19 protein-coding genes are annotated in these 21,378 nt (G+C 38.9%); 7 read left to right on the forward strand and 12 right to left on the reverse strand.

Features of this window, described 5'->3' with window-relative positions:
• On the forward strand, positions 1-1,026 hold a 1,026-nt coding region (locus ACTHJT_RS06825; RefSeq protein ID WP_440237253.1), incomplete at its 5' end, for an ATP-binding protein.
• A gap of 7 nt (positions 1,027-1,033) precedes the next feature.
• On the opposite strand, the gene ACTHJT_RS06830 is transcribed toward ACTHJT_RS06825, so the two are convergent.
• The gene (locus ACTHJT_RS06830; protein WP_440237254.1) at positions 1,034-1,483 is read right to left on the reverse strand and encodes a response regulator; all 450 of its coding nucleotides are present in this window, start codon (positions 1,481-1,483) and stop codon (positions 1,034-1,036) included.
• Between the two features lie 11 nt (positions 1,484-1,494).
• Entirely contained in the window at positions 1,495-3,537 is a 2,043-nt protein-coding gene (locus ACTHJT_RS06835) for an ATP-binding protein (RefSeq protein ID WP_440237255.1), read from the reverse strand.
• Positions 3,538-3,779: 242 nt separating this feature from the next.
• On the opposite strand from ACTHJT_RS06835, the gene ACTHJT_RS06840 reads away from it, so the two are divergent.
• Complete coding sequence (locus ACTHJT_RS06840; protein ID WP_440237256.1) at positions 3,780-4,790, forward strand: response regulator; 1,011 nt, start codon at positions 3,780-3,782, stop codon at positions 4,788-4,790.
• A 505-nt stretch (positions 4,791-5,295) separates the two neighbouring features.
• Here ACTHJT_RS06840 and ACTHJT_RS06845 read toward each other — a convergent pair.
• Complete coding sequence (locus ACTHJT_RS06845; RefSeq protein ID WP_440237257.1) at positions 5,296-5,646, reverse strand: winged helix-turn-helix transcriptional regulator; 351 nt, start codon at positions 5,644-5,646, stop codon at positions 5,296-5,298.
• Positions 5,647-5,736: 90 nt separating this feature from the next.
• On the opposite strand from ACTHJT_RS06845, the gene ACTHJT_RS06850 reads away from it, so the two are divergent.
• Positions 5,737-6,627 (forward strand): NAD(P)H-binding protein, encoded by an 891-nt coding sequence (locus ACTHJT_RS06850; protein ID WP_440237258.1) that lies wholly within the window; start codon positions 5,737-5,739, stop codon positions 6,625-6,627.
• A gap of 180 nt (positions 6,628-6,807) precedes the next feature.
• A complete protein-coding gene (locus ACTHJT_RS06855) occupies positions 6,808-8,070 on the forward strand; it encodes a chloride channel protein (protein ID WP_440237259.1) in 1,263 nt (420 codons plus the stop codon).
• Positions 8,071-8,084: 14 nt separating this feature from the next.
• On the opposite strand, the gene ACTHJT_RS06860 is transcribed toward ACTHJT_RS06855, so the two are convergent.
• The gene (locus ACTHJT_RS06860) at positions 8,085-8,792 is read right to left on the reverse strand and encodes a YdcF family protein (RefSeq protein ID WP_440237260.1); all 708 of its coding nucleotides are present in this window, start codon (positions 8,790-8,792) and stop codon (positions 8,085-8,087) included.
• Between the two features lie 16 nt (positions 8,793-8,808).
• Positions 8,809-9,210, reverse strand: coding sequence for a YchJ family protein (locus tag ACTHJT_RS06865; protein WP_440237261.1), 402 nt, complete (start codon positions 9,208-9,210; stop codon positions 8,809-8,811).
• A gap of 98 nt (positions 9,211-9,308) precedes the next feature.
• Between ACTHJT_RS06865 and ACTHJT_RS06870 the strand changes: the two genes are divergently transcribed.
• Positions 9,309-10,007: a DUF2461 domain-containing protein gene (locus ACTHJT_RS06870; RefSeq protein WP_440237262.1), complete on the forward strand. Its 699-nt coding sequence runs from the start codon at positions 9,309-9,311 to the stop codon at positions 10,005-10,007.
• Positions 10,008-10,118: 111 nt separating this feature from the next.
• Complete coding sequence (locus ACTHJT_RS06875; protein ID WP_440237263.1) at positions 10,119-10,520, forward strand: DUF2721 domain-containing protein; 402 nt, start codon at positions 10,119-10,121, stop codon at positions 10,518-10,520.
• A gap of 93 nt (positions 10,521-10,613) precedes the next feature.
• Here the strand turns inward: ACTHJT_RS06875 and ACTHJT_RS06880 are convergent, their stop codons facing one another.
• The 6 genes from ACTHJT_RS06880 to ACTHJT_RS06905 all read right to left on the reverse strand — a co-directional run bounded on the left by ACTHJT_RS06880 (position 10,614) and on the right by ACTHJT_RS06905 (position 16,041).
• Positions 10,614-11,183, reverse strand: coding sequence for a nitroreductase family protein (locus tag ACTHJT_RS06880; protein ID WP_440237264.1), 570 nt, complete (start codon positions 11,181-11,183; stop codon positions 10,614-10,616).
• 148 nt (positions 11,184-11,331) lie between these two features.
• Positions 11,332-12,204 (reverse strand): pirin family protein, encoded by an 873-nt coding sequence (locus ACTHJT_RS06885; RefSeq protein ID WP_440237265.1) that lies wholly within the window; start codon positions 12,202-12,204, stop codon positions 11,332-11,334.
• Between the two features lie 135 nt (positions 12,205-12,339).
• Positions 12,340-13,719, reverse strand: a complete 1,380-nt coding sequence (locus ACTHJT_RS06890) for a deoxyguanosinetriphosphate triphosphohydrolase (RefSeq protein ID WP_440237266.1) — start codon at positions 13,717-13,719, stop codon at positions 12,340-12,342.
• A gap of 31 nt (positions 13,720-13,750) precedes the next feature.
• Complete coding sequence (locus ACTHJT_RS06895; protein WP_440237294.1) at positions 13,751-14,530, reverse strand: DUF481 domain-containing protein; 780 nt, start codon at positions 14,528-14,530, stop codon at positions 13,751-13,753.
• 24 nt (positions 14,531-14,554) lie between these two features.
• Positions 14,555-15,604 (reverse strand): processive endoglucanase Cel5B, encoded by a 1,050-nt coding sequence (gene cel5B, locus ACTHJT_RS06900; protein WP_440237267.1) that lies wholly within the window; start codon positions 15,602-15,604, stop codon positions 14,555-14,557.
• A 47-nt stretch (positions 15,605-15,651) separates the two neighbouring features.
• On the reverse strand, positions 15,652-16,041 hold the full coding sequence (locus tag ACTHJT_RS06905; RefSeq protein ID WP_440237268.1) for an SRPBCC domain-containing protein: 390 nt from the start codon (positions 16,039-16,041) through the stop codon (positions 15,652-15,654).
• Positions 16,042-16,812: 771 nt separating this feature from the next.
• Here ACTHJT_RS06905 and ACTHJT_RS06910 point away from each other — a divergent pair.
• Complete coding sequence (locus ACTHJT_RS06910; protein ID WP_440237269.1) at positions 16,813-17,580, forward strand: hypothetical protein; 768 nt, start codon at positions 16,813-16,815, stop codon at positions 17,578-17,580.
• Positions 17,581-17,591: 11 nt separating this feature from the next.
• Here the strand turns inward: ACTHJT_RS06910 and ACTHJT_RS06915 are convergent, their stop codons facing one another.
• Positions 17,592-21,377 carry an MMPL family transporter gene (locus ACTHJT_RS06915; RefSeq protein WP_440237270.1) on the reverse strand — a complete coding sequence of 1,262 codons (3,786 nt, stop codon included), beginning with the start codon at positions 21,375-21,377 and terminating at the stop codon, positions 17,592-17,594.
• Position 21,378: the final 1 nt, after the last annotated feature.

The following is a 21,378-nucleotide window of genomic DNA, read 5'->3' on the forward strand; positions in this document are numbered from 1 at the left end:
AAAGAAGAGTTTATTAAAGGAATTAAAGAATATAAACCTGACGTGATTCTTTCAGATCACTCCTTGCCGCAGTTTAATTCCCTTGAAGCTCATAAAATCTGTTTGAGTGAACAATTGTATGTGCCTTTCATACTTGTTACCGGTGCTGTGTCAGAAGAATTCGCTGTGGCCTGTTTAAAAAACGGCATCGATGATTATATTCTGAAATCAAATTTATCACGACTTCCCACTGCCATTTTAAGTGCCTTGAAACAACGGGAACTTGAAAAGATGAAAATAGAGGCATTACGGGAACTAAAAGAACAAAACGAACAGATTTTAAAGATCAATAAAGAACTGGACTCATTCATCTACAGTATTTCCCACAGCCTTCGGGGCCCTCTATCCACGGTCAGCGGCTTGCTTAACCTTGCTGAAATAGAAGGCGGCGCCAATAATAAAAATGTAAAGGAGCTGCATCAAATGATGGAGACCTGTATCAAGCGACTGGATACAACATTGGGACAAATGGTGGATCAGTCAAAAAATGCCCGTTTGGATATAGATACTGAAGCAATTGATATTAACGCAATAATAGATAAATCAATTAAGAATGTCTCTTATCTGCCCGGCTCTGAAAACACAGAAGTAACAGTTATCAATACGTCTAAAGTTTCTTTTTATTCAGATGCATACAGACTGGAAGTCATATTCAACAGTCTTTTATCAAATGCAATCAAATACAGAGACTTTACAAAAGAAAAAGCGATTGTCCTTATACAGTATGTTTGTACACCAGAAACGGTTGCAATAAGCTTTAAAGATAATGGTCTGGGAATCCCTGAAAAATTTCTGCCGAAGGTTTTTAATATGTTCTACCGCGCTTCAGAAAGAAGTGACGGTGCAGGATTAGGATTGTATATAGTAAAGGAGTTTGTAGAAAAACTAAAAGGTACAGTGAATATCAGTTCTGTCGAAAACGAAAGCACTACTGTTACCATTATATTACCAAATATCAGCAAGGATTATTCCTCTTCTGATAATTGAGTTCACATTAAGGTTTTTTTTCTGAAGGAGTCATTGACTCCAGAACTGTTTTCTCCAGCGTATGCAATGTATTATCTGCTAAGGCATCGATAATAATCTTCATATTTTTTTTAAGCAGAAAGTAATGATTCGGTTTTGTAAAAAAAGCCAGCGCACCCAATTCAAATGCTTTATCAATTTCATGCTGATACGAGGAAGTTGAATACATAATCACAGGTATGTGCTTGTATTGTTCGTTGGCCTTCAATTTTGTCAGGCATTGCCAACCATTCATTCCGGGCATGTTGATGTCCAGAAAAATAATATTGGGAGCATAACCATTCGCCAGCATATCAAATGCCTCAGGACCGTCCATAGCATATGTATACTGCACTTCGCTATTCACTTCCTTTAACACTTCAAATATCAAATCTGAATCGTCATTGTCATCATCTACCAGCAAAAACTCTACCGCCATCGATCTTAGAATTAAATTTTCCTTAAAGGTAATAAAATTGTGAATACGGCACCTTTATTATTTTCACCGGATGCAAAAATTTTTCCATTGTGCCGTTCCACAATCTTTTTGCATAAAGCCAATCCCAGGCCGGTTCCTTCGTATTTGTCTTTGGAGTTTAAACGTATAAATGCTTCAAACATTTTATCAATATACTGATTGGAAAACCCTATTCCATTGTCTTCAATGCTTATTCTGGCATAAGAGACTGAATCTATCTGCTCTGTTACACATGCGATTGAAATGGTATTTTCTGTATTATTTTTAGAAAATTTCAGTGCGTTGTTAATAAGATTATAAAAAAGCTGATACATCAACACAGGAACTCCTGTAATAACGGGCAGTTCTTCTTTTTTAATAACAGCATGTTTTTCTTCAATCAGAATTTCAAGATCTTTTTCAATACTGGAGATAATATTATTCAGGTCAACCTGTTCCATTGCCTGATTCAGATTGGTCAGGGTAGAATACATCAATACCCCTTCGATCATGGAAAGCATGCGATCGGTAGCATGTTGAATTTTATCGAGATATTGAAAAACTGTTTCCGGCAGATCATGCTTGAATTCATCCCGGATCCTTCCGCTGAAGATTTTTACTTTCCGTACAGGTTCTTTCAGATCATGACTGGCCACGTGTGCAAACTGCAGCAGATCGGCATTGGTGCGTTTAAGTTCAGCGGTTCTTTCCAATACTTGCTTACTCAACTCTTCAGCAAATTGTTTATGCTCGGTAATATCAAGTGTCATCCCGATAAGCTTTACCGGTTTCCCGTCTTCATCATATACGGCTTTGCCAAAAGATTTTATCCAGCGGATTTCTTCATCCGGATGTTGTACCCGATATTCCGCGTTATATACAGTATTTGCCTTGATTGCCTTGTCAATGGCCCGTTTCCGGATAGACCTGTCTTTTACAAGTATTTTTGATTCGAATTCTTTGTAGGTTGGGTCATGATCTTCTGAAAATCCAAAAATCTTTTTATACAGATTGTTGCAGCTCATCTCATAGGTAGCCAGCGTTAATTCATAATAACCAATCTCCCCTGCTTCCAATGCCAGCTGCAGCCTGTCTGAGGTACAACGGGCCTCATCCTGTATCAGATCATTTTTTTTCCGTATAACCACTTCTTCTGTCACATCCTGTAATATTCCATTAAAACGGTAAGCCACCTGATCTTCATTAAACCACGCCCTGCCTTTGGCAATGACAATGCGTTCCTTTTTTGTAACCGGATGGATGATGGTATACTCAATATGATATATGCCGCCGGAAGAGTATTCCAGGGCCTTTTGTATGTTAGCAGAAACTCTTTTGCGATCAGCGGCTGCGATAACTTCTATGGCTACAGATAAATCTATGCCCGACTGTGCCTGCAGACCGAACCAATCTTTCAGCCTGTCATTGCCATCAAATTTATTTGTTGCCGGATTATAATCCCAGGTTGCCAATTCTGCAGAATCAATAGCAAAACGTAATTTATTTTCACTCTCCTCGATTTTATTAAGGTTAACAATTGCGTCTGTAGTTTCTGTACATACTACCAGAACACCGCCAACCTTACCTTTTTCAATCTTTATCGGGCTGTAACTGAATGTCCAGTAAACGTCCTCTAACTTTCCATTCCGGTAAATAGGAATTAATTGATTTTCATTCCAGGTAGATTCACCGGAGAAAGCCTGATTAATCATTGGTTTTATCACCGGCCAAATCTCCTGCCAGCAATCTGCTCCTTTTTGTCCCAAGGCCTGAGGATGTTTTGCATTATTTCCCAGGCTTGGCCGATAAGCATCATTATAAAACTGAATAAGATCCTCTCCCCACCAAATAAACATGGGAAATTTTGAATTCAATATAATGCTTAGAGAAGTTAGCAGGCTCTGCGGCCAGGTCGCGATATCACCCAATGAGGTGGCGTCCCAGTTATAGGTACGTATCCGTTCTCCCATTTCCCCTCCGCCTGACAAAAAGGTTTCAATATTGGTATTGCTGGTTGGTTTTAAAATCAAACTCATAAAATATCTTCTGTATATTGAATATACACATTTTATTGCAATCCTTTTTATGAATAATCCGTATTATCCAGAAATACGCTTTTTTATAATACCAGCTTTACCAATTAAACTTAAGTTAAAAACTATTACAGTAGTACATAATTTGTTTACCTGCTTTAGAATTTTATTTAAATTAAAAATTGGAATAAACCAGTATCGCTTATCTTTTTTAGTATTGAGTTTAAACTTTTTATTTAATAGCTATGGAAACTAAAATTTTAATCATTGATGATAGTGCAGATGATTATACTTTCTTTGAAAGATCTTTGCATAATTCAGGCATACAGGCACAGATCATATCTGCACAGGACGGATTAGCCGGATTTGAGGAAGCAGCTAAAGGTGGTGTTGATTGCATTTTTTTAGATTACCATCTTCCTAAAATGAACGGGTTGGAAGTGCTGCGAAAAATACGCTCAGAGGGAATTGATACACCTGTGATTATGCTCACCGGCCAAAAAGATGAACATACCATTGTACAACTGCTGAAAGACGGTGCCAATGATTATATATCCAAGTCTGATCTGAGCCCTGAAGTCTTACGATTCAGTTTCGAAACATCCAGGCAAATGTACCAGATGCGCAAAGAAAAAGAAGCAGCTGTCAGTGCCTTAAAAGAAAGTCAGCTGCGGCTTTCAGAAGCGCAGGAAATAGCAGCCCTTGGAAATTGGGAGTATGATGCTGAAACAAAGGAATTATATATTTCTGAACAGGCACAAACAATACTGGATTATAAATTTGAAAGAAGCCGCTTCCCGATGCATGCGTTTATCCGCCATCAGGTGCATCCTGAACATATCGGCACACTCATCCATTTCATCAGAAATCTCAAAAAAGACGATTACTATGAAATTACACTCCGCATAAAAACATTTGAAAACGTTTACAAATACGTTCACCTCAAAAAACGCCGTGAAGGTACCTTTCATTCAACCAATACAAAAATTACCGGCACCATACAGGACATAACCATTTTGAAAAAAGCATTGGATGAAACTAAAAAAGCTAAGATCAGCAGAAAGGCTACTACCCTTGTATTGACAATAGGTATCTGTATCTTCTTAGTTTCAGAGGCAATCATTGATCCTTTTGTTGACGCGCTTCAAATAGGTTTTATCATTGCTATTTCCTTTAAGGGCGGCATAGCGTTATTCTTAAAACCGCTTGAAAGCATGCTTGAAAGAATCATGCTTAAAAAAGTAGCCACTGCATAAAAACATCAGTCTGGATTCTCATTTTCTACCCTTTAATATCCAGACTTTTTCATTTGTGACACTTACGCAATGATTAATATCATATATTGTTTATAATTCTGCATAGTGCCTTTATTTAGTAAAAAAAAACCTACACAGATATTACATTTTTATTTATTCACAATTTTATATAAATACAAAACATTATATTAATATTTTGTATTATAACTATATACCACATAATTATAACCTGAAAATTCTCTTTTTTGAATTTATTCAATAAACGTGAGTTAAAATCTGATATACCTGAATAAAAGAAAATTTACCATTTCCATAAAAAATTTCCTGAATAGCTAGACTTGTAATGTGTTTAACAAACATCCTAAACACAACAACAGCTATGGAACTCTTTTTTAAAAAACACGCCTTTTCAGGTAAACTAATTTTATTCTTATGCGCAGATCTGTTTATCTATTTGACCGTAATAAAATTTCTGATCGAATAAAAAATGGCTCAGATACAATTGTTATACATTATACTTTGCAGCCCATTCAACCATGGAACGCATGACCGGTGATAAGGCTATACCCGCTTCTGTTAAGCTATATTCAACGTGGGGCGGAATAACCGGTTTAGCTATCCGTTGAATCAATTTATCTGCTTCTAATTCTTTTAAATGCTGAATAAGCATTTTCTCGGTGATCGTTGGTATGGCTCTTTTTAATTCGCCATACCGCTTGGCACCATCCAGAAGATTAAAAATAATAATAGGTTTCCAGCGTCCGCCAATCTTAGTAAGTGTAAATGAAACAGGACATTCAGCAATTGCTTCCTGCTTGTTTAATTGATTAGTCGAGGATTTTTTAATTGGTGCCATAAGATACCTACTTTGGGGTTAGTACTTGTAATAAAGTAAGTACAAATATACATTTGTTCAGTTAAAATTTTAAACTCAACCGATAAAATTATGAAGTACGTTATCACAGGTTCTTTGGGAAACATCAGTAAACCATTAACTCAAAAATTAGTTGCTGCCGGACACGATGTTACCGTAATCAGCAGTCAGGAAAGTAAAAAAGCGGCTATTGAAGCGTTGGGTGCAAAAGCAGCGATCGGCACTATCCAGGACCAGGCTTTTTTAACAAAGACATTTACCGGCGCTGATGCCGTGTATGCCATGATACCACCTACGTTTGCAGCGACAGACTGGAAAAAATACATTGGTGATACAGGAAAAATTTATGCGGAAGCCATTAAAGCTTCTGGAGTGAAAAATGTTGTGCACCTAAGCAGTATCGGTGCTCACCTGGCAGAAGGCTGCGGACCTGTAAGCGGTATTTACCGTGTGGAACAGGTATACAATACCTTAGCTGATGTAAACATCAAACATTTACGTCCCGGAAATTTTTATACAAATTTCTATAGCAACATCGGCATGATCAAACACAATGGTATTATAGGCGGTAACTACGGCAACAATACAAGTATTGTACTGGTACATCCGGCTGATATTGCAGAAGCTGCAGCAGAAGAATTACTTGCACTAACATTTAAAGGCCATAGTGTCCGTTATGTGGTAAGTGATGAACGCCCAACAACAGATATTGCCAAAGTATTAGGGACAGCAATCGGTAAACCGGAACTTCCATGGATCGACTTTAAAGACGAAGACAGCTTCGGCGGTATGGTTGGTGCAGGTTTACCTGAAGAAGTTGCGAAAAACTATGTAGAGATGGGCAAAGCCGTGCGTGAGGGTAAAATGTTTGAAGATTACTATGCACATAAATCGGGTGTGAAAATTTCAAAAACAAAACTGGAAGACTTCGCTAAAGAATTCGCGGCGGTTTATAACCAGTAACATCCATTAAATCTCAAATAACAAAACACAAATTCCAAACAGAGAGAATACTCCTTCCGTTTGGAATTTGTGTTTTGTTCGCCGCGGCGAATGGAATTTGAAATTCAAAGGCGCTTTGTCATTCCATCAATTAAACAATATATTTGTTCAGAACGAACAGTACTATCTGAACACCTCTTCATGTTTTCTTCCCTTTCCAACCGACTTAAAAATTCTGCAGCACCAACAGCACTTTACATTCTTAAATGGTTTCTGTTTGCTGGCATTACAGGCTTGCTGGCAGGTTCAGCATCGGCGCTGTTTTTAGTAACACTTGATTGGGTTGGCGATTTCAGGGATTCACACACGTGGCTGATTCTTTTACTGCCTGCCGGTGGTTTGCTTGTAGGTTGCCTTTATTATTTTTTCGGGAAAGGTATAGAAACCGGCAATACTTTATTGATTGAAAAAATACATACACCAGCTTCCGCACATATACCAGCAAAGATGGCTCCCATGATCTTAATCGGAACGCTGTTAACACATCTCTTTGGCGGCTCTGCAGGTCGCGAAGGCACGGCAGTCCAAATGAGCGGCGCATTAGCCGACCAGCTTACACGTTTCGTGAAAATTACAGCTAAGGACCGGACAACTCTTTTAATTGCAGCCATAGCAGCGGGCTTTGCTTCTATATTCGGAACACCACTGGCAGGTACCTTATTCGGACTGGAAGTTTACCTGATTGGAAAAATAAGATATCATGCTTTATTACCAGCTTTGTTTGCTGCGGTGTTGGCCGATTACACCACACAATCAATCTGGCAGGTGCATCATACGACTTACAGCATTCCGTTTGTACCGCCAATTACTGTTAATTCTATCCTGTTCGCAATTCTTGCCGGCATATGTTTTGGATTAACGGCTTTGCTCTTTATAAAAATGTCGCATACACTATCTGATGTTGTAAAAAAACACATTACACATGTCTGGCTGCGACCTGCGATTGGCGCAATCCTTTTACTTGCCGGGTTTTATTTCATTTATATGCTGTTTGACAGTACAAAGTTTATCGGACTTGGTGTTCCCTACATTGTTGAAGCATTTACCCAAACATGCGCACCATATGATTTTATATTGAAGATTTTATTCACTGTGGTTACTCTAAGCTTCGGATTTAAAGGCGGTGAAGTAACTCCGCTCTTTTTCATTGGAGCCACGCTGGGAAGCGCTTTATCACTGGTGCTTCCTATTCCTACGGCTTTACTTGCAGGCATGGGATTTGCAGCTGTGTTTGCCGGAGCCACCAACACACCTCTTGCCTGCATTTTTATGGCCATGGAACTATTTGGCAGCAACAGTGCGGTGTATGTTGGCATTGCCTGTATTGTAAGTTACCTGTGTTCCGGACGTGCCGGTATTTATGGAACAACAGTATATGACGCAGAAGAAACCGAATATCTATAAAAAATTATCGCCGGTCAGGGTAAGAATTCTCCGTTATTTTTCTGCTCTCTTCCGTCTTCCCGCATCAATTGTTCTACTCTCCTGCCTCGTGTACCACGCAGGCGCTTGAACAAACCTTCGCGGTCAATGATGGATACAAAATCAGCAGTCAGTGCCGAATCCTGATCAATGGCGGGTTTCGCCATTTCAATCGTTTTTAATGTATCGTATACTATCGGAATAAAATCTACCGGAATTTTAAACCGGTGATTGTTGATGCTGTACATAAAACTCGATTGAGAACTTTCAGTACCAACAGCTACCCGTTCGAATCTATGCTCCTGTGCAATTTTATAGGAGAAATATAAATTCTCTGTGCTGTGCTCAGCCTGGATATCCGTAAAAATATGTTCCGCCGGAATACCGATCTGAACGGCATACATGGCCATGATCTCTGCTTCCTTATAGGGTGTATAAACAGAATTTCCCGAGAAGATCACATTCTTTACAATACCTTTATTGTATAAATACCAGGCCCAGTAAACTCTGTTCTGCACAACCGTGGTCATGCTATCTTTTATATGCGGAAAACCAGGAACAATCAATGCATCGTAAGGAGCATTCTTTAATGCTTTTTGAAAATACTCGGAAGGCTCCGTGTAAAACCGACGGTTTACATAAGCACATGCATGAAGATAGCAGATGCTCCCGAATAGTATTAAGCGAATCTTCCAGTCTTTCATTTTGTTTCAGTTCATATCAAAATACAATACCTTTTACAAAAAACCAATTACCATCTTCTTTTAAGAAATCAGACAATTCATGGTGTACATAATTATTGTTTTGAGAATCTTTGAAATAGGCCTTAAACTCTACTTTACCTGTAAGATCATTTGCAGTTCCTTTTTTTGTATTCAATACCTCCAGCTTCTGCCATTGGCTGGATTCGGCCCATGCACGGATCGATGCAGCATCGTACTGGTTCCGGGTGGACGGATGTGTTGTGCAGATAATATAATCTATAGCTGCAAGCACATAAGCAGAATAGCGTGACCGCATCAATTGTTCTGCAGTAACAGCCTGGTGCGTACCTTCAATAAAAGGTTTGCAACACACATCAAACGCCTTACCAGAACAGCAATAACAATCTTTCAAATTCATATATTAAAATTACAATTAATTTTATCAGAAGAATACTTATTTATCATTTGAAAATACTAAACTTGTGTGATTCCAAATCCTACATTGCTAATAATCTTATGCAAGCTTCCTATACGCTTACTCCTGTATTGAATTTCTTGAAAAAACTGTCTAAAAATAATAATAAAGAATGGTTTACAAAGAATAAAGACGTGTACCAGCACGCCTATGCTGAACTGATTATATTTGCAGATGCACTATTGGCAGAAATGAACAAACACGATACCATTGAAACGCCATCAGGTAAAAAAAGCCTGTATCGCATATACAATGATGTACGTTTTTCGAAAGATAAAAGTCTGTATAAAAACAATCTGGGCGGAGGTTTGCGACGGGCCACAAAACTATTGCGGGGCGGCTATTATTATCATATTGAACCAGGCAATTCATTTGTTGCCGGAGGCTTCTTTTCGCCTAATGCTGAAGATCTGCTGCACATACGGCAACACCTGTCGGCTGATCCGAAAACGTTAACACGCATCTTAAATCAGCCTACGTTCAGGAAAACTTTTGGGAGCCTGATTGGGGAAAAGGTAAAAACCGCGCCCAGGGGATTTGATGTTTCAGATCCTGCCATTGAGTTGATCCGACATAAACAGTTTATCATAAAACATACCTTTACAGATCAGGAAGTATCTTCACCTGATTTTCATAAGCTTGTTTCGGATACGTTTAAGAAAATGCGCCCGTACCTGGATTACATGAGTGAAATTTTAACAACCGATCTGAACGGAGAATCAGTAATTAGTAGTCAGTAAACAGTAGATGCTTTTAAACTGGTTACTGTTTACTAACCACTGGCTACCCAAAATTGATATTAATTTACGATATTAGACTTAATCCTGTATTCAACTATATTCCGATAGCATATGCCCGAAGTAACATTAAATACCCCTGCACTTCTGTTCCCTACCATTTCATTGTTGCTATTGGCTTATACCAACAGGTATATAGCTATCAGCAACCGGATCCGCGCCCTGCATTCTCAATATAAAACAGAGCAATCAAACATCATTATTTTACAGATCAGCATTCTGAAGCAACGTATATTCTTAATACGAAACATGCAGCTTTTAGGAATCGCTACGATGTTCATTGCCGCCTTCTCCATGTTTTTAATTTACTATAACCTGGAAGAATGGGTACATGCCGTGTTTGGATTAAGTCTGATCTGCATGCTGATGTCGCTTGCCTTATGCGCAGTTGAAGTATATCTGTCAAACAAAGCCCTGCTGATACAGATCAAAGATGTGGAGCACCTTGTGAGTTAATTATGAATTATAAGTTATAAATTATGAATTGAAAATGCATGTAGAAAATGTAAATTCATAATTCATAATTCATAATTCATAATTCCTTAGAAATTATAACTCTTTCGCTATCTCGGCCACAGGCTTCCTTACCCTAGCCGATAGTTCTCTGCTCTTAAACGGTTCTTCCAGCTTTTCCGCATCATCTAAATAACCGAACGAGATCACACACAACAATTTCTGATCTTCGGTCAATTTCAGTTCTGCACTTAGCTTTGCTTTATCAACGCCACCCATCGGATGCGTGTAGATATCCATGGACGCCGCTTGTAAAAGAAGATATCCGGTCGCAATACCAGAATCGTGCTCGGCATTGGCGTTCGGATTTCCGTTTGCTGAAAATGCTTTGCGTGCAATCGTCACAATAAAACCTGCAGCGTGTTTATTCCAGGGTTGATTCCCTGGCATCAAACAATTCCAGATGGTGTCAAACCCCGGAGTTCCTTTCAGTGCATAAACAAACTCCCATGGTTGTTCGTTGTTTGCACTGGCAGCCCAGCTCGCCGCTTCCAGCATCGTAAGCACTTGCTCTTTTGTAACTCCTCTGGAGGAAAATGAACGTGCGCTCCATCGTTGTTTGATCAGATCAAGAACAGGAAATTGCGTTATAGCGTGTTTAATCATTTCTACTTGTATAATCTTTAGTTATTTTTTTAATTTAAAATCTCTATATCTTCAAAATTCCAAAATACAAAAAACAAAAAACAAACTACCATAGATTAATTCATGGGGAATCTTTTTGTTATTTGGAATTTGCTATTTGGAATTTGTTTTACACCGTCATTGGTACTTCCATCAATAGAAACTCCGCAGCTGTATCCGCCTTGATCGTTACCTGTTCAATGTTCCAGATCCCATATCCATCCCGGGCATTCAGCACCTGATCATTCACTTTTATATCACCACTCAGGTTGAAGACATACAAGCCATTTGTATTGTCTTTCATCTTATATACCTGCGAATGATTCACATCAAATTGCGACAGGTGAAACCAGGCGTTCTGATGAATCCATACTCCTGCATCATTCGGGTTGGGTGAAAGAATCTGCTGAAAAGTATTATGACGATCAGCAGCCTTCAATGTGATCTGATCATAACGCGGAGTAACGCTCTTCTTATTCGGGAAAACCCAGATCTGTAAAAACTTTACCTGCTTCTCGCTATTCTTATTGAACTCGCTGTGCTGAATACCTGTACCGGCCGACATGACCTGCACGTCGCCGTTTTTAATCACAGCCACGTTGCCCATACTGTCTTTGTGTTCCAAATCACCTTCCAGGGGAATACTGATGATCTCCATATTATCATGCGGGTGCGTACCGAAGCCCTTACCGCCGGCAACAATATCATCATTCAACACACGCAATACCCCAAAGTGCATGCGCTCCGGATTGTAATAGTTTGCAAAACTGAAGGTATGCCTGCTGTGCAGCCAGCCATGATTGGCATCCCCGCGTGTAGCAGATTTATGTAGTACAGCATTTTCCATAAGCGCTGATTGTGTATTGGGAATATGATTGAAACCTAAAATATCCAGTTCCTTAAGTTCGTCGATATCATTTTTAATAACATCACCCATGGCAGATGCAGCCACAAACATCCCTGTTCCGACCAATCCTTTTTTTATAAATTCATTTCTATCCATAAAAATATGTTTTTTATGTTTGTAAGAGATCTATTTCAATTTACATGTTTAAACACACAAATTGAAGAATTTGTTCAATAATAAATCTTAAATAACCAGGCCGAATAAAAAAGTTATCGAATACTTCAAAAGGACTTATTTCAGCTCCGGTAAAGCAATTCCTTTGATTTTGCGGTACAGATCCACGGCATAGAGATCGGTCATTCCTGAAATGAAATCAACCACTGATTGTAATTTCAGATACGTATCATCCCCACCGTATACAAACTGGGGTGGCAGCAGCTGCAGGAGCTTTTCGGCATTGGGTTTATCGGGATATAAAATAACAGGGATAAATTCTTCCATCAACCCGCCTAAAATTTTATAACCCGCCAATTCAATTTCAACGACTGAACGATAATTATAAATTTCTTTAATGGAAATCTCTTTTAATTTATTGAAAGGAATGGCGATCTGTTCGTCCAGATCATCGGTTAAACTTTTGTTATAAGTACCGGAAAGAATTTCATCCCGGTTTTTCCAAAATACATTCGCGCAATTCTCCAGCAACTGATTAATTACCGTAGCACGCAGATACGCGATTTTCTGGTTATCATCTACAATCTTATCGAGCGTCTGTTTTGCTTTAGCTCTGGTGTATGCACCAGTTTCAGGAAAAAATTCCAGTAAGCCTTCAATTGTTTTTTCTATGGAAATTATTTTCAAGCGGTAGGCATCTTCCCAATCAATGATCTGGTAACAGATATCATCTGCTGCTTCCACCAGATACACAAACGGATGGCGGGCATATGCCTGTTGTTCTGCAGCAATTGAAATCAGCTTAAATTCCTCAACAATTTTTTTGAAAGTATTTCTTTCTGAATCAAAAAAACCATACTTCTTCCGGTGCAGATTTTTCTTCTGCAATCCGGCGCTTGATTCACACGGATATTTGATCATGGAGGCTATGGTGGTGTATGTTAAACGCATCCCACCTTCCGATGATTCATTAAATGAATGGGTTAGTAAACGCAAGCCATTTGCATTACCTTCAAAATTGAGCAGGTCGCAATATTGATTTTCAGTTACCTGAGACTTTAATAATTCAGTATCTTTTTCTGAAAGATTTTTGAAATAAGCGGATATTGCTTTTTCACCGGAATGTCCAAACGGAGGATTGCCAATATCATGTGCCAGACAAGCTGCTGCAATCACGGAGCCGATCTCATAGTTATAAAAGCGCTGAAAGTTTTCATCATCCTTATGAAACTCTTTTGCGATGCGTTGTCCGATGATGCTACCAAGACTTCTGCCTACACAGGCTACCTCCAGGCTATGTGTAAGTCTGTTGTGTACAAATATACTGCCGGGTAAAGGGAATACCTGCGTCTTATTCTGCAAACGTCTGAACGGAGATGAGAAGATCAAGCGGTCGTAATCGCGCTGATAGGGATTACGCACGGCATCAGGATCAAGCTCTACTTTATTTTCAGCGCCCAGGCGCTTCGGGCTGTATAAATCTTTCCAGTTAAGCATAAGCGAAGTTAGATATTTCAAAACAGAACAATTAAAACGTTTTATCAAACGTAAGTCCGTAGGTTAATAAAAAGTTTTCACGCTGGGTAACATTGATCTTGTTGTAATTCATCACAACACTAATGCTTAACCATTTCCTGACTTTTATATTCAAGGTGTTATAGCATTTTATGATGTAATCGTCGCGGGTCTCCACGGATTGCTGCCAGTAATTGCTGCCATGCAGCACAAGTACCGTACTGTAATTGAAGGTGTATTTTAACCGCACCGAATTACGGAAGGTTTCAATATCTCTTACAGTCATATCAGCAGATTGATCCAGGTCACTGTTCTCATAGATGATCCCATCACTCAGATCCAGAAGTAATACTTTGGTATCTACCAGCTTGTATCCAAGGCCTGCACCGGCCTGTACCCTGTCGATAATTTTTAAAGAATAACTTTTATCGTAGGCAGCAAAGCCCCATACGTAACCGTGCTTATTTTTATGAAAAAAATTATAATCAAATATGGATGAAAAATCATTATTGGTAATACCGCCATTTTGTTTCCCATAGATCCAGCTGCCGTTCCAGTTAATGGAAGTACGTTCTTTCGACATGTTGTACTGCAATCCGTTGTTGGCAAGGTAGGATTTTGTGGTATTGGTTTGATTGAAAACCCCGGCCAGCTGTGCCTTGATGTGATAGGTCATGGTATCTGCATACTGCGCAGATACGGTATGTGCCAGTAAAAAGAAAAGAAAAAGAATCCCCCTCTTTTTGATCCCTGTATAATGGGATAAAACCAGAAAATGATTCTTTTTCTTCACTGACAAAATATATGCTTTAATGCTTTAATTCTTTCCTTTCTTTTTCTTGCCAGCTTCCGTAGTACCTTTCGCAGGACTTTTGACAAGTGTATCGAAGATCGGTCCATTCTTTAGAACCATATCTGCCTTTACCAACTGACCTGAAGGTGTAAGATCATAATCTGCCCAACCACCATACATACTTGCGCCCGGTACCAATGCTGAAGCTGTTTCTGCTTTATCTGCGATGGACCAGTTGCAATAGCTGATCTTATGTGCATCCAGGAATGCATACCATAATGCTGTTTCTTCCGGACTGAAGTTGCTGTTACCCGAAGCATCGCAGGTACCATATTCGGTTACAAACAAAGCAATACCCATATCAAGTGCTTTCTGTGCTTCATTACGCAGTTCCTGTTTGTGTGTACCCGGATAAAAATGTAAGGTATACATTACTTTTTTATCCTTGATCGGATTCAAAGCAGCCTCGCTCACTAACTGCGACCATTGTCTTGTACCTACTACAACAATATTTGTAGAGTCATATGCACGTATCTTTGCCAATACACCTTCAGCATAAGGTTTGATATCTTTCAGCCATGACGTTGCCTGTAATGGTTCATTGTATACTTCGTAAATAATGTTTGGCACATTTCCGTATTTCTTCGCAATCTCTGAAAAGAAACGTTGCGCAGCTGCCGGATTTTTCTGTGCTTCGTGGCTGTGATAATCAACAATTACATAGATTCCTTTTGAAATGGCTGCATTGATTACTTCAAGCACTTTCATTTTTTCGGTATCAGGATTCTCCAGATAGCCGTCCATTTCAACGCCCATGGCTGCACGGATAACAGTACACTTCCAATCGTCGCGCAACCATTTTACCACATCTGAATTGTAGTACTGACCCATCCATTGACTCCAGAATAAAGACATTCCTCTTAACTGTACGGTGTCGCCATACTCGCTTACCATATAATTCCCTTTTACAGATAAGTGTCCGTATTTCTCCACGATGGTCTTTTGTGCAAATAATTGCGAACAGCTCAGCAACCATAATACGATTGCCAGTGTCAATACATTTTTCTTATTCATGAATATCAATTTACTTTTTAGTTTGATTTTTTTGAATCGAATGAAATCTATTCCTCTTCTTCCTCATAAAATTCCTGCAGCGCGCCAAAATAATTATTATCCCAGCCCTCCACCATATCTTCATAGGCTTCATCAGGAATATTGGTGTGTCTCAATTCTGCAGACGTGCCCTTTTTATCTGCATGAAGGATGATCGTAACAATGGATGCTTCTTCCTGATCACCAAAATACCATTCCTGCACAATTTTTTTTCCTTCAACAAATTCTAAATTCTTCCCTTCAATACTCCCGCCCCATAAAGAAAATTCCGAACCCGGCTCAGTAGACATGGCTGCATCTTCGCCTGTCCAGAGTAAAAGCGTCGTGGGTGTTGTCAGACCTAAATACACTTCTTCAGGAGGTGCAGTAATAATATAGTACTTTTTATAATTTTTCATGTAAAAGGATTATTCTTTAAAGATAAGGCTATGTTTCAAAGACTGCAACTTCATAAACCAGAAAGCCCGGTAAAATAAAAGCCCCCTGAAACGTTCGGTTTCAGGGGGCTTGTTTTAAATGAACTTATACTTATTCAATTAACCAGCTTAGATAACACAGTTTGATAATCACAGTTTGAGGTCTATAAATTAAATGGAGGATAAGAACCTGTTTCCAATGTTCTATTCTAAGAAGATTCTATCCATCTACCAGATTATTAAGTAAGGGTTAATGAAAAAGATAAAGATATTTCATAATTGTATTAATCAATTTAGAAAATTGATTAATACAATTATTTTAAAAAATAATACAATTTATATAATCCTGTTTTTCGAACAGAACAATGTATCTTTTTTGCTATTAAGCTGATTTTAAAGCAAAAGAAGATTCGTTCAGCGTTTTCTGGTAAACACAGTTAACCAAATCAGACAATCTATCGTTGATAGTGATGTCTTCTTCTGAAAGGTTTATGTTGAAATTCATTTCAACGAAGTATAAAAACCTGTTAAACTCTTCAGAGGTTAATTTTAAATCCTTATCGAAAAAGGCTACCGTGTGGATTTCTGTAAATCTCAATAACAATTCTCTTGATAGAATAGTCACTAAAATCTGTTTAATACTAGCTCTATACATACAAATCGGATTTTGATACGTATATAGGACAAGTGAACGGCAGAATACCCCTACGCTCTACTGAAAAAAAATTAAATAAATTTTCTGATCTCTTTTTTATGAAGAAATATCTTGCTCACATTCAGCGCAAAAACCTAAATACCAATGAATTAAATGAAGAAAAAAAGAAGGATTTCAGGAATATCGTTTTCCTTCAGATCGTCATTATTGTTTCTGCCATGCTGCTGAAGGAAACTCTGGCGCTCTGCGGGGTAAGTTTAGCAGCATCCAATATGATTCGCGATTTCCTTTTTTTAATAACCGGGGGACTTTATGTATTTGTTTTATGGGATTTGCTGCGGGACCTTACCAAAAGCAATACATTAATCATATCTATGTTTGTACTGATCATCCTGGGTTTAGGTGTAGCTTTTTTTGCTGTTAATCCGGTGTATGAGTTTTTCGATAACGATGCCAAAAGACCTTATCTGTTCTTCGTGCATTTATCACTATTCATTATAGAAACAACTGTGATCTATCATTGTGTGTATGATATATTTTCCGGCAAAAAATTATCGGTGGAAAAAATATGGGGTTCAGCCTGTATTTATTTAATGATAGGTATTTCATTCGGCAGCCTGTATGATCTTGTCAACATCGTCAAACCCGGCAGCATGGGCATTCCCCTGGCGCAGGGACTGGAAAGCTATACCGTTTGTATTTATTACAGCATGACCATCATCGGCGGCCACGATGCATTTCTGGAAGCCATTCCACTGATCCAAAACCTCGGAATCATTGAAGCCGTATGGTCAAACTTATTTATCGTATTACTTGTCGGCAGGCTGCTGGGCAAACCGGATACAGACAGTGAAGAAACAAAATAAATTTTTCTTTATTAAGGTTTGAGTACATAGTACATGACATTGGACGTATAAATGGTTGTATCTACCAGTTTAACTTCCACGTTAAAATCCTGCAGGATCTCAATGATCTTCTGCGAAGACATAAAGCATAAATTCTCTTCCGTCTTCTTATTGAATTTTAATAGCCTCGTAGAAAAGAACTCAGTCAGTTTAGTGCCGTTATGTTTTGATTCCTGAGAACAATCCCCATCGCGTATAATTAAAACACCTCCGGAGCGCAGGCCCTGAAAAGACGCGCGGATCAGCTTGCATTGGTTTTCAATGGAAAGATAATGCAGCACATCAAGAATGATTACTGCATCTGCTTGTTCGATCTGCACCTCGGTGACATCCTGATTCCGGAAAGTCAATCGATCTGATTTCAAATAGGAATGGTTTGCAACACTGATTTTTTCTTCATCATAATCCACGCCTATAATTTTCCGGCCGGAAGATTTTTCCTGTAAGAAATAATCCAGAAAACCGTAACCACAACCCAGATCATAGATGATACCTTGCTTAGGCAGCAAATCATTAAATACCTGGTACGAGTGTTCCAGACGCACTTTTATTCTGAAATACCATTCGAGGACCGGGCCTTTGTATATATAACCTGAGAGGATACGGTTGAAATACTCTTTCGTTGGCAGGCTTTCCTCTAAAAGCATACGAGCCATTATAAAGTGATCTGCCACCTGCTGTTTTACACCACTTATAAGCGGTAAGTAGTGTACCGTAATACAGGCACGGCTGAATATAAAATCATTTTTAGCAAGCGATAATGCTGTACCGGTAATATGAACAGGCAATAAATCAACTGACACATCATTACTGATTTGCTGCAATGAAGAATCTGTTATCCTAAGAACCGGTGAAAAACCTCCATTGATATAAGCATCCATGTAATAAGCTGTATCGCCTGGTTTATCTTTTTCCCCGCTGTATATATCTGACATGAATATCATAACACCCTGAAGCCAGTTTGTACTCTCTGCCGTTGAGGAAGCAAGTGCTATACGTGGATGCAGTGATAATAAAACCAGGTAATCCAAAACGGAATCACCATCTGTAACAATACACACCGGATGTTTTGACAAATCAACCGGTAGTGTAGGTATTCTTTTTGACAGGAAGAAGGAAAAGAAGAGCACGCATTTTGATGTGTAGCAAACGATAGTTTTATAGAATCTGCGGCTGCTTCGCTTTCCTGAAAATGAACCAATGATACAAATAATTCTTACCGGGAATAAGAACGCCAGAATGACAATCTGCCAAACAATGATTAAGAATAAACGCACAAGTAATAAAAGTGTCAGCGGTACTTTCCCTTTCTCCGTGCGGCTAGTGATCATCCATCTGAACAGCAATGGAATGATGGTATAAGATATAATTACAACGCAGGTAATACCTATAATTGAAATCAGCGCGATGGATCTCAAGGCCGGATGTTTAGCGAAGATCAGTGCGCCCATGGCTACAATGGTGGTAAAAGCTGAAAGGAAAATGGATATTTTATAGGAAGACAGATTATCCTTGCCTTCAGCATATTTTTTCTGTAATCCATCGGTCGAAAAGATCGAGTAGTCATCCCCCAGTCCGAATACAAAGGTTGAGATGATGATGTTTACAATATTGAAATGTATGTCAAATATGCCCATCAACCCCAGGATCCAGAACCAGCTTATCACCATAGGTAAGAATGAAATCAGCGACAGTTCTATCCTTCCGTAAGAAATCAGCAGGATGGCAAATACCAACAAAGAAGAAGATAGCAGGATCTGGTTAAAATCATCTTTTACGATCAATAAAAACTTGTTGTAGAACAATTGCCTGTCTAATATAGTCAGGCCTTCTACCCGTTCAAAGGGCTTATAAATATCACTTGTTACCGTAAGCGGCAGGCGCATGCTGGCTAATACCGCTACCCCATTGCTATCTGACTGTATGTAATCTTTCAGAAAGACTTCCTTCATAAATGTTTTGTCTTTCTCATTCATGGGAGCATACTGTTTTTTCAGCAACTCAAAAAAAGGATTGAATGCTTCTGCCTTGAATCCCAGTTCTACAGCATGTTTTGAAACAGATTGTTCTATACGGGTTATTTTCTCCGGTGTCCAGTAAGCATTCCATAAAACGATGCGTTGCTTTTGTATGGAATCCGATGGCAACAATGCTGATATACCGGCGTATCGGTGTACAAGCTCTTTCTTTTTCAGTGAATCAATAATCACCAATGCTTCTTCATTTTTATAAAGCGCATCAGAAATTGTTTTCCCTTTAAAGATCATGAAAATACTTTTACCGGCAGAAGTATCATTCTGGTATAGCTTGTTCTCTGCAGCCTTCAGCTCTTCAGACATGTAATTAATCTTCGACAGGTCACTATCAAACGATACCCGGTTTGAAAAATAGACAAATACTGCTGTTAGTGCTCCTACAATTATGACAAACCATTTACTCATTTCAGGCTTCACATGAATGAATTTCATAATGGCCGGCTCGGTAGTATGTTTATCATCCGAAGCTTTAACCGGATTGAACATTTCTATTAAATGCGGCAGGAACAATAATGAAAACAGTGAGGCTCCTATTAAACACAAGCCTGCAAACAATCCGAAATCACTCAGGATATCTGAGTGTACATACAGCAAACTAAAGAAGGCACCTACCGTAGATATACTGCCAATCATCATGGGTGTAGCAATATCATTTACCACTGCATGAATGGATCGTGTATGTTTGTAATGGGCAAACACATGGAACGAATAATCAAGTGCAATACCTATAATCACAGAACCTGCGCCAATGGCTATGGCCGATATGGAGCCCTGGATAAAGTATACCAGGCTCAACGAAAAAATTCCACCGAATACAATCGGTGATATCATCAGGATTGGTAAGGACCAGCTTCTGTAGAATATGTATAAGAACACAAGAATCAATATCAGAGCTGCCGTGGCAATGACCTTGATATCTCTCTCAATCTGCCTTGCATTTGATACGGCAACAGCAGCTGCACCAAAATAATCTACATTGAATGTTGTGAACCGGGCTTCAGAAGAATCTCTTGCAGCGTTCAGCAAATCGATGAGCGGACCATTCAAGCCTGTTTTATTCGCCGGATGTTTAGGCGTTAAAAAAATAACCAGCGTCTTTCTATCCTTTCTGAAAATGCAGCCGTTGTACAATTCATAACTGTCTTCGGCCTGCATGCCCTGTAGTTTGCCTAATGCAGAGGCTGAGATGGATAAAGGATCTTTTAATACGAATTCTTTTAGTACAAAACTTGCCGGAGAAATCAGTTTGTGGTACCCACGTTGCACGGACTCTGCGATAGCCGAATCAGTAGTAATGCTGTCTATTCTTTTATAATCTTCCGGTGCCAGGTATACGGGCAAATTGTTGTACAAAAGATTGTATACACCTGCCAAACGATCTTCTTCAATCTTAAAACGCACTTCTGAAATTAGTGATGCTGAAGCTGGCTGGGCATTGACTTTTTGTACGAACTGTTCGGCACAGGCAATAAGCGAATCTTCCATGCCAACCGAATCAGCAGAGATGCTTACAATAATCTTATCCAGAATGCGGATTTCCTGGATGGCTGTTTTATAATCCCTGGTTGTCTTATCATCCGGAATCATTTTGGTGATGTCTTCCTGCAATGTAATGCGAGAAGCAAAATAGCCGAACACTAAAAATAAGCTGAGCAAAACAACATAAAACAACGCTTTCTTTGCTTTAAAGAATTCGTAAAAGAACACAACAATCCTACTCATA

Origin of the sequence: Cytophaga sp. (assembly GCF_051961495.1) — a bacterium.
Lineage (GTDB): Bacteria > Bacteroidota > Bacteroidia > Cytophagales > Cytophagaceae > Cytophaga.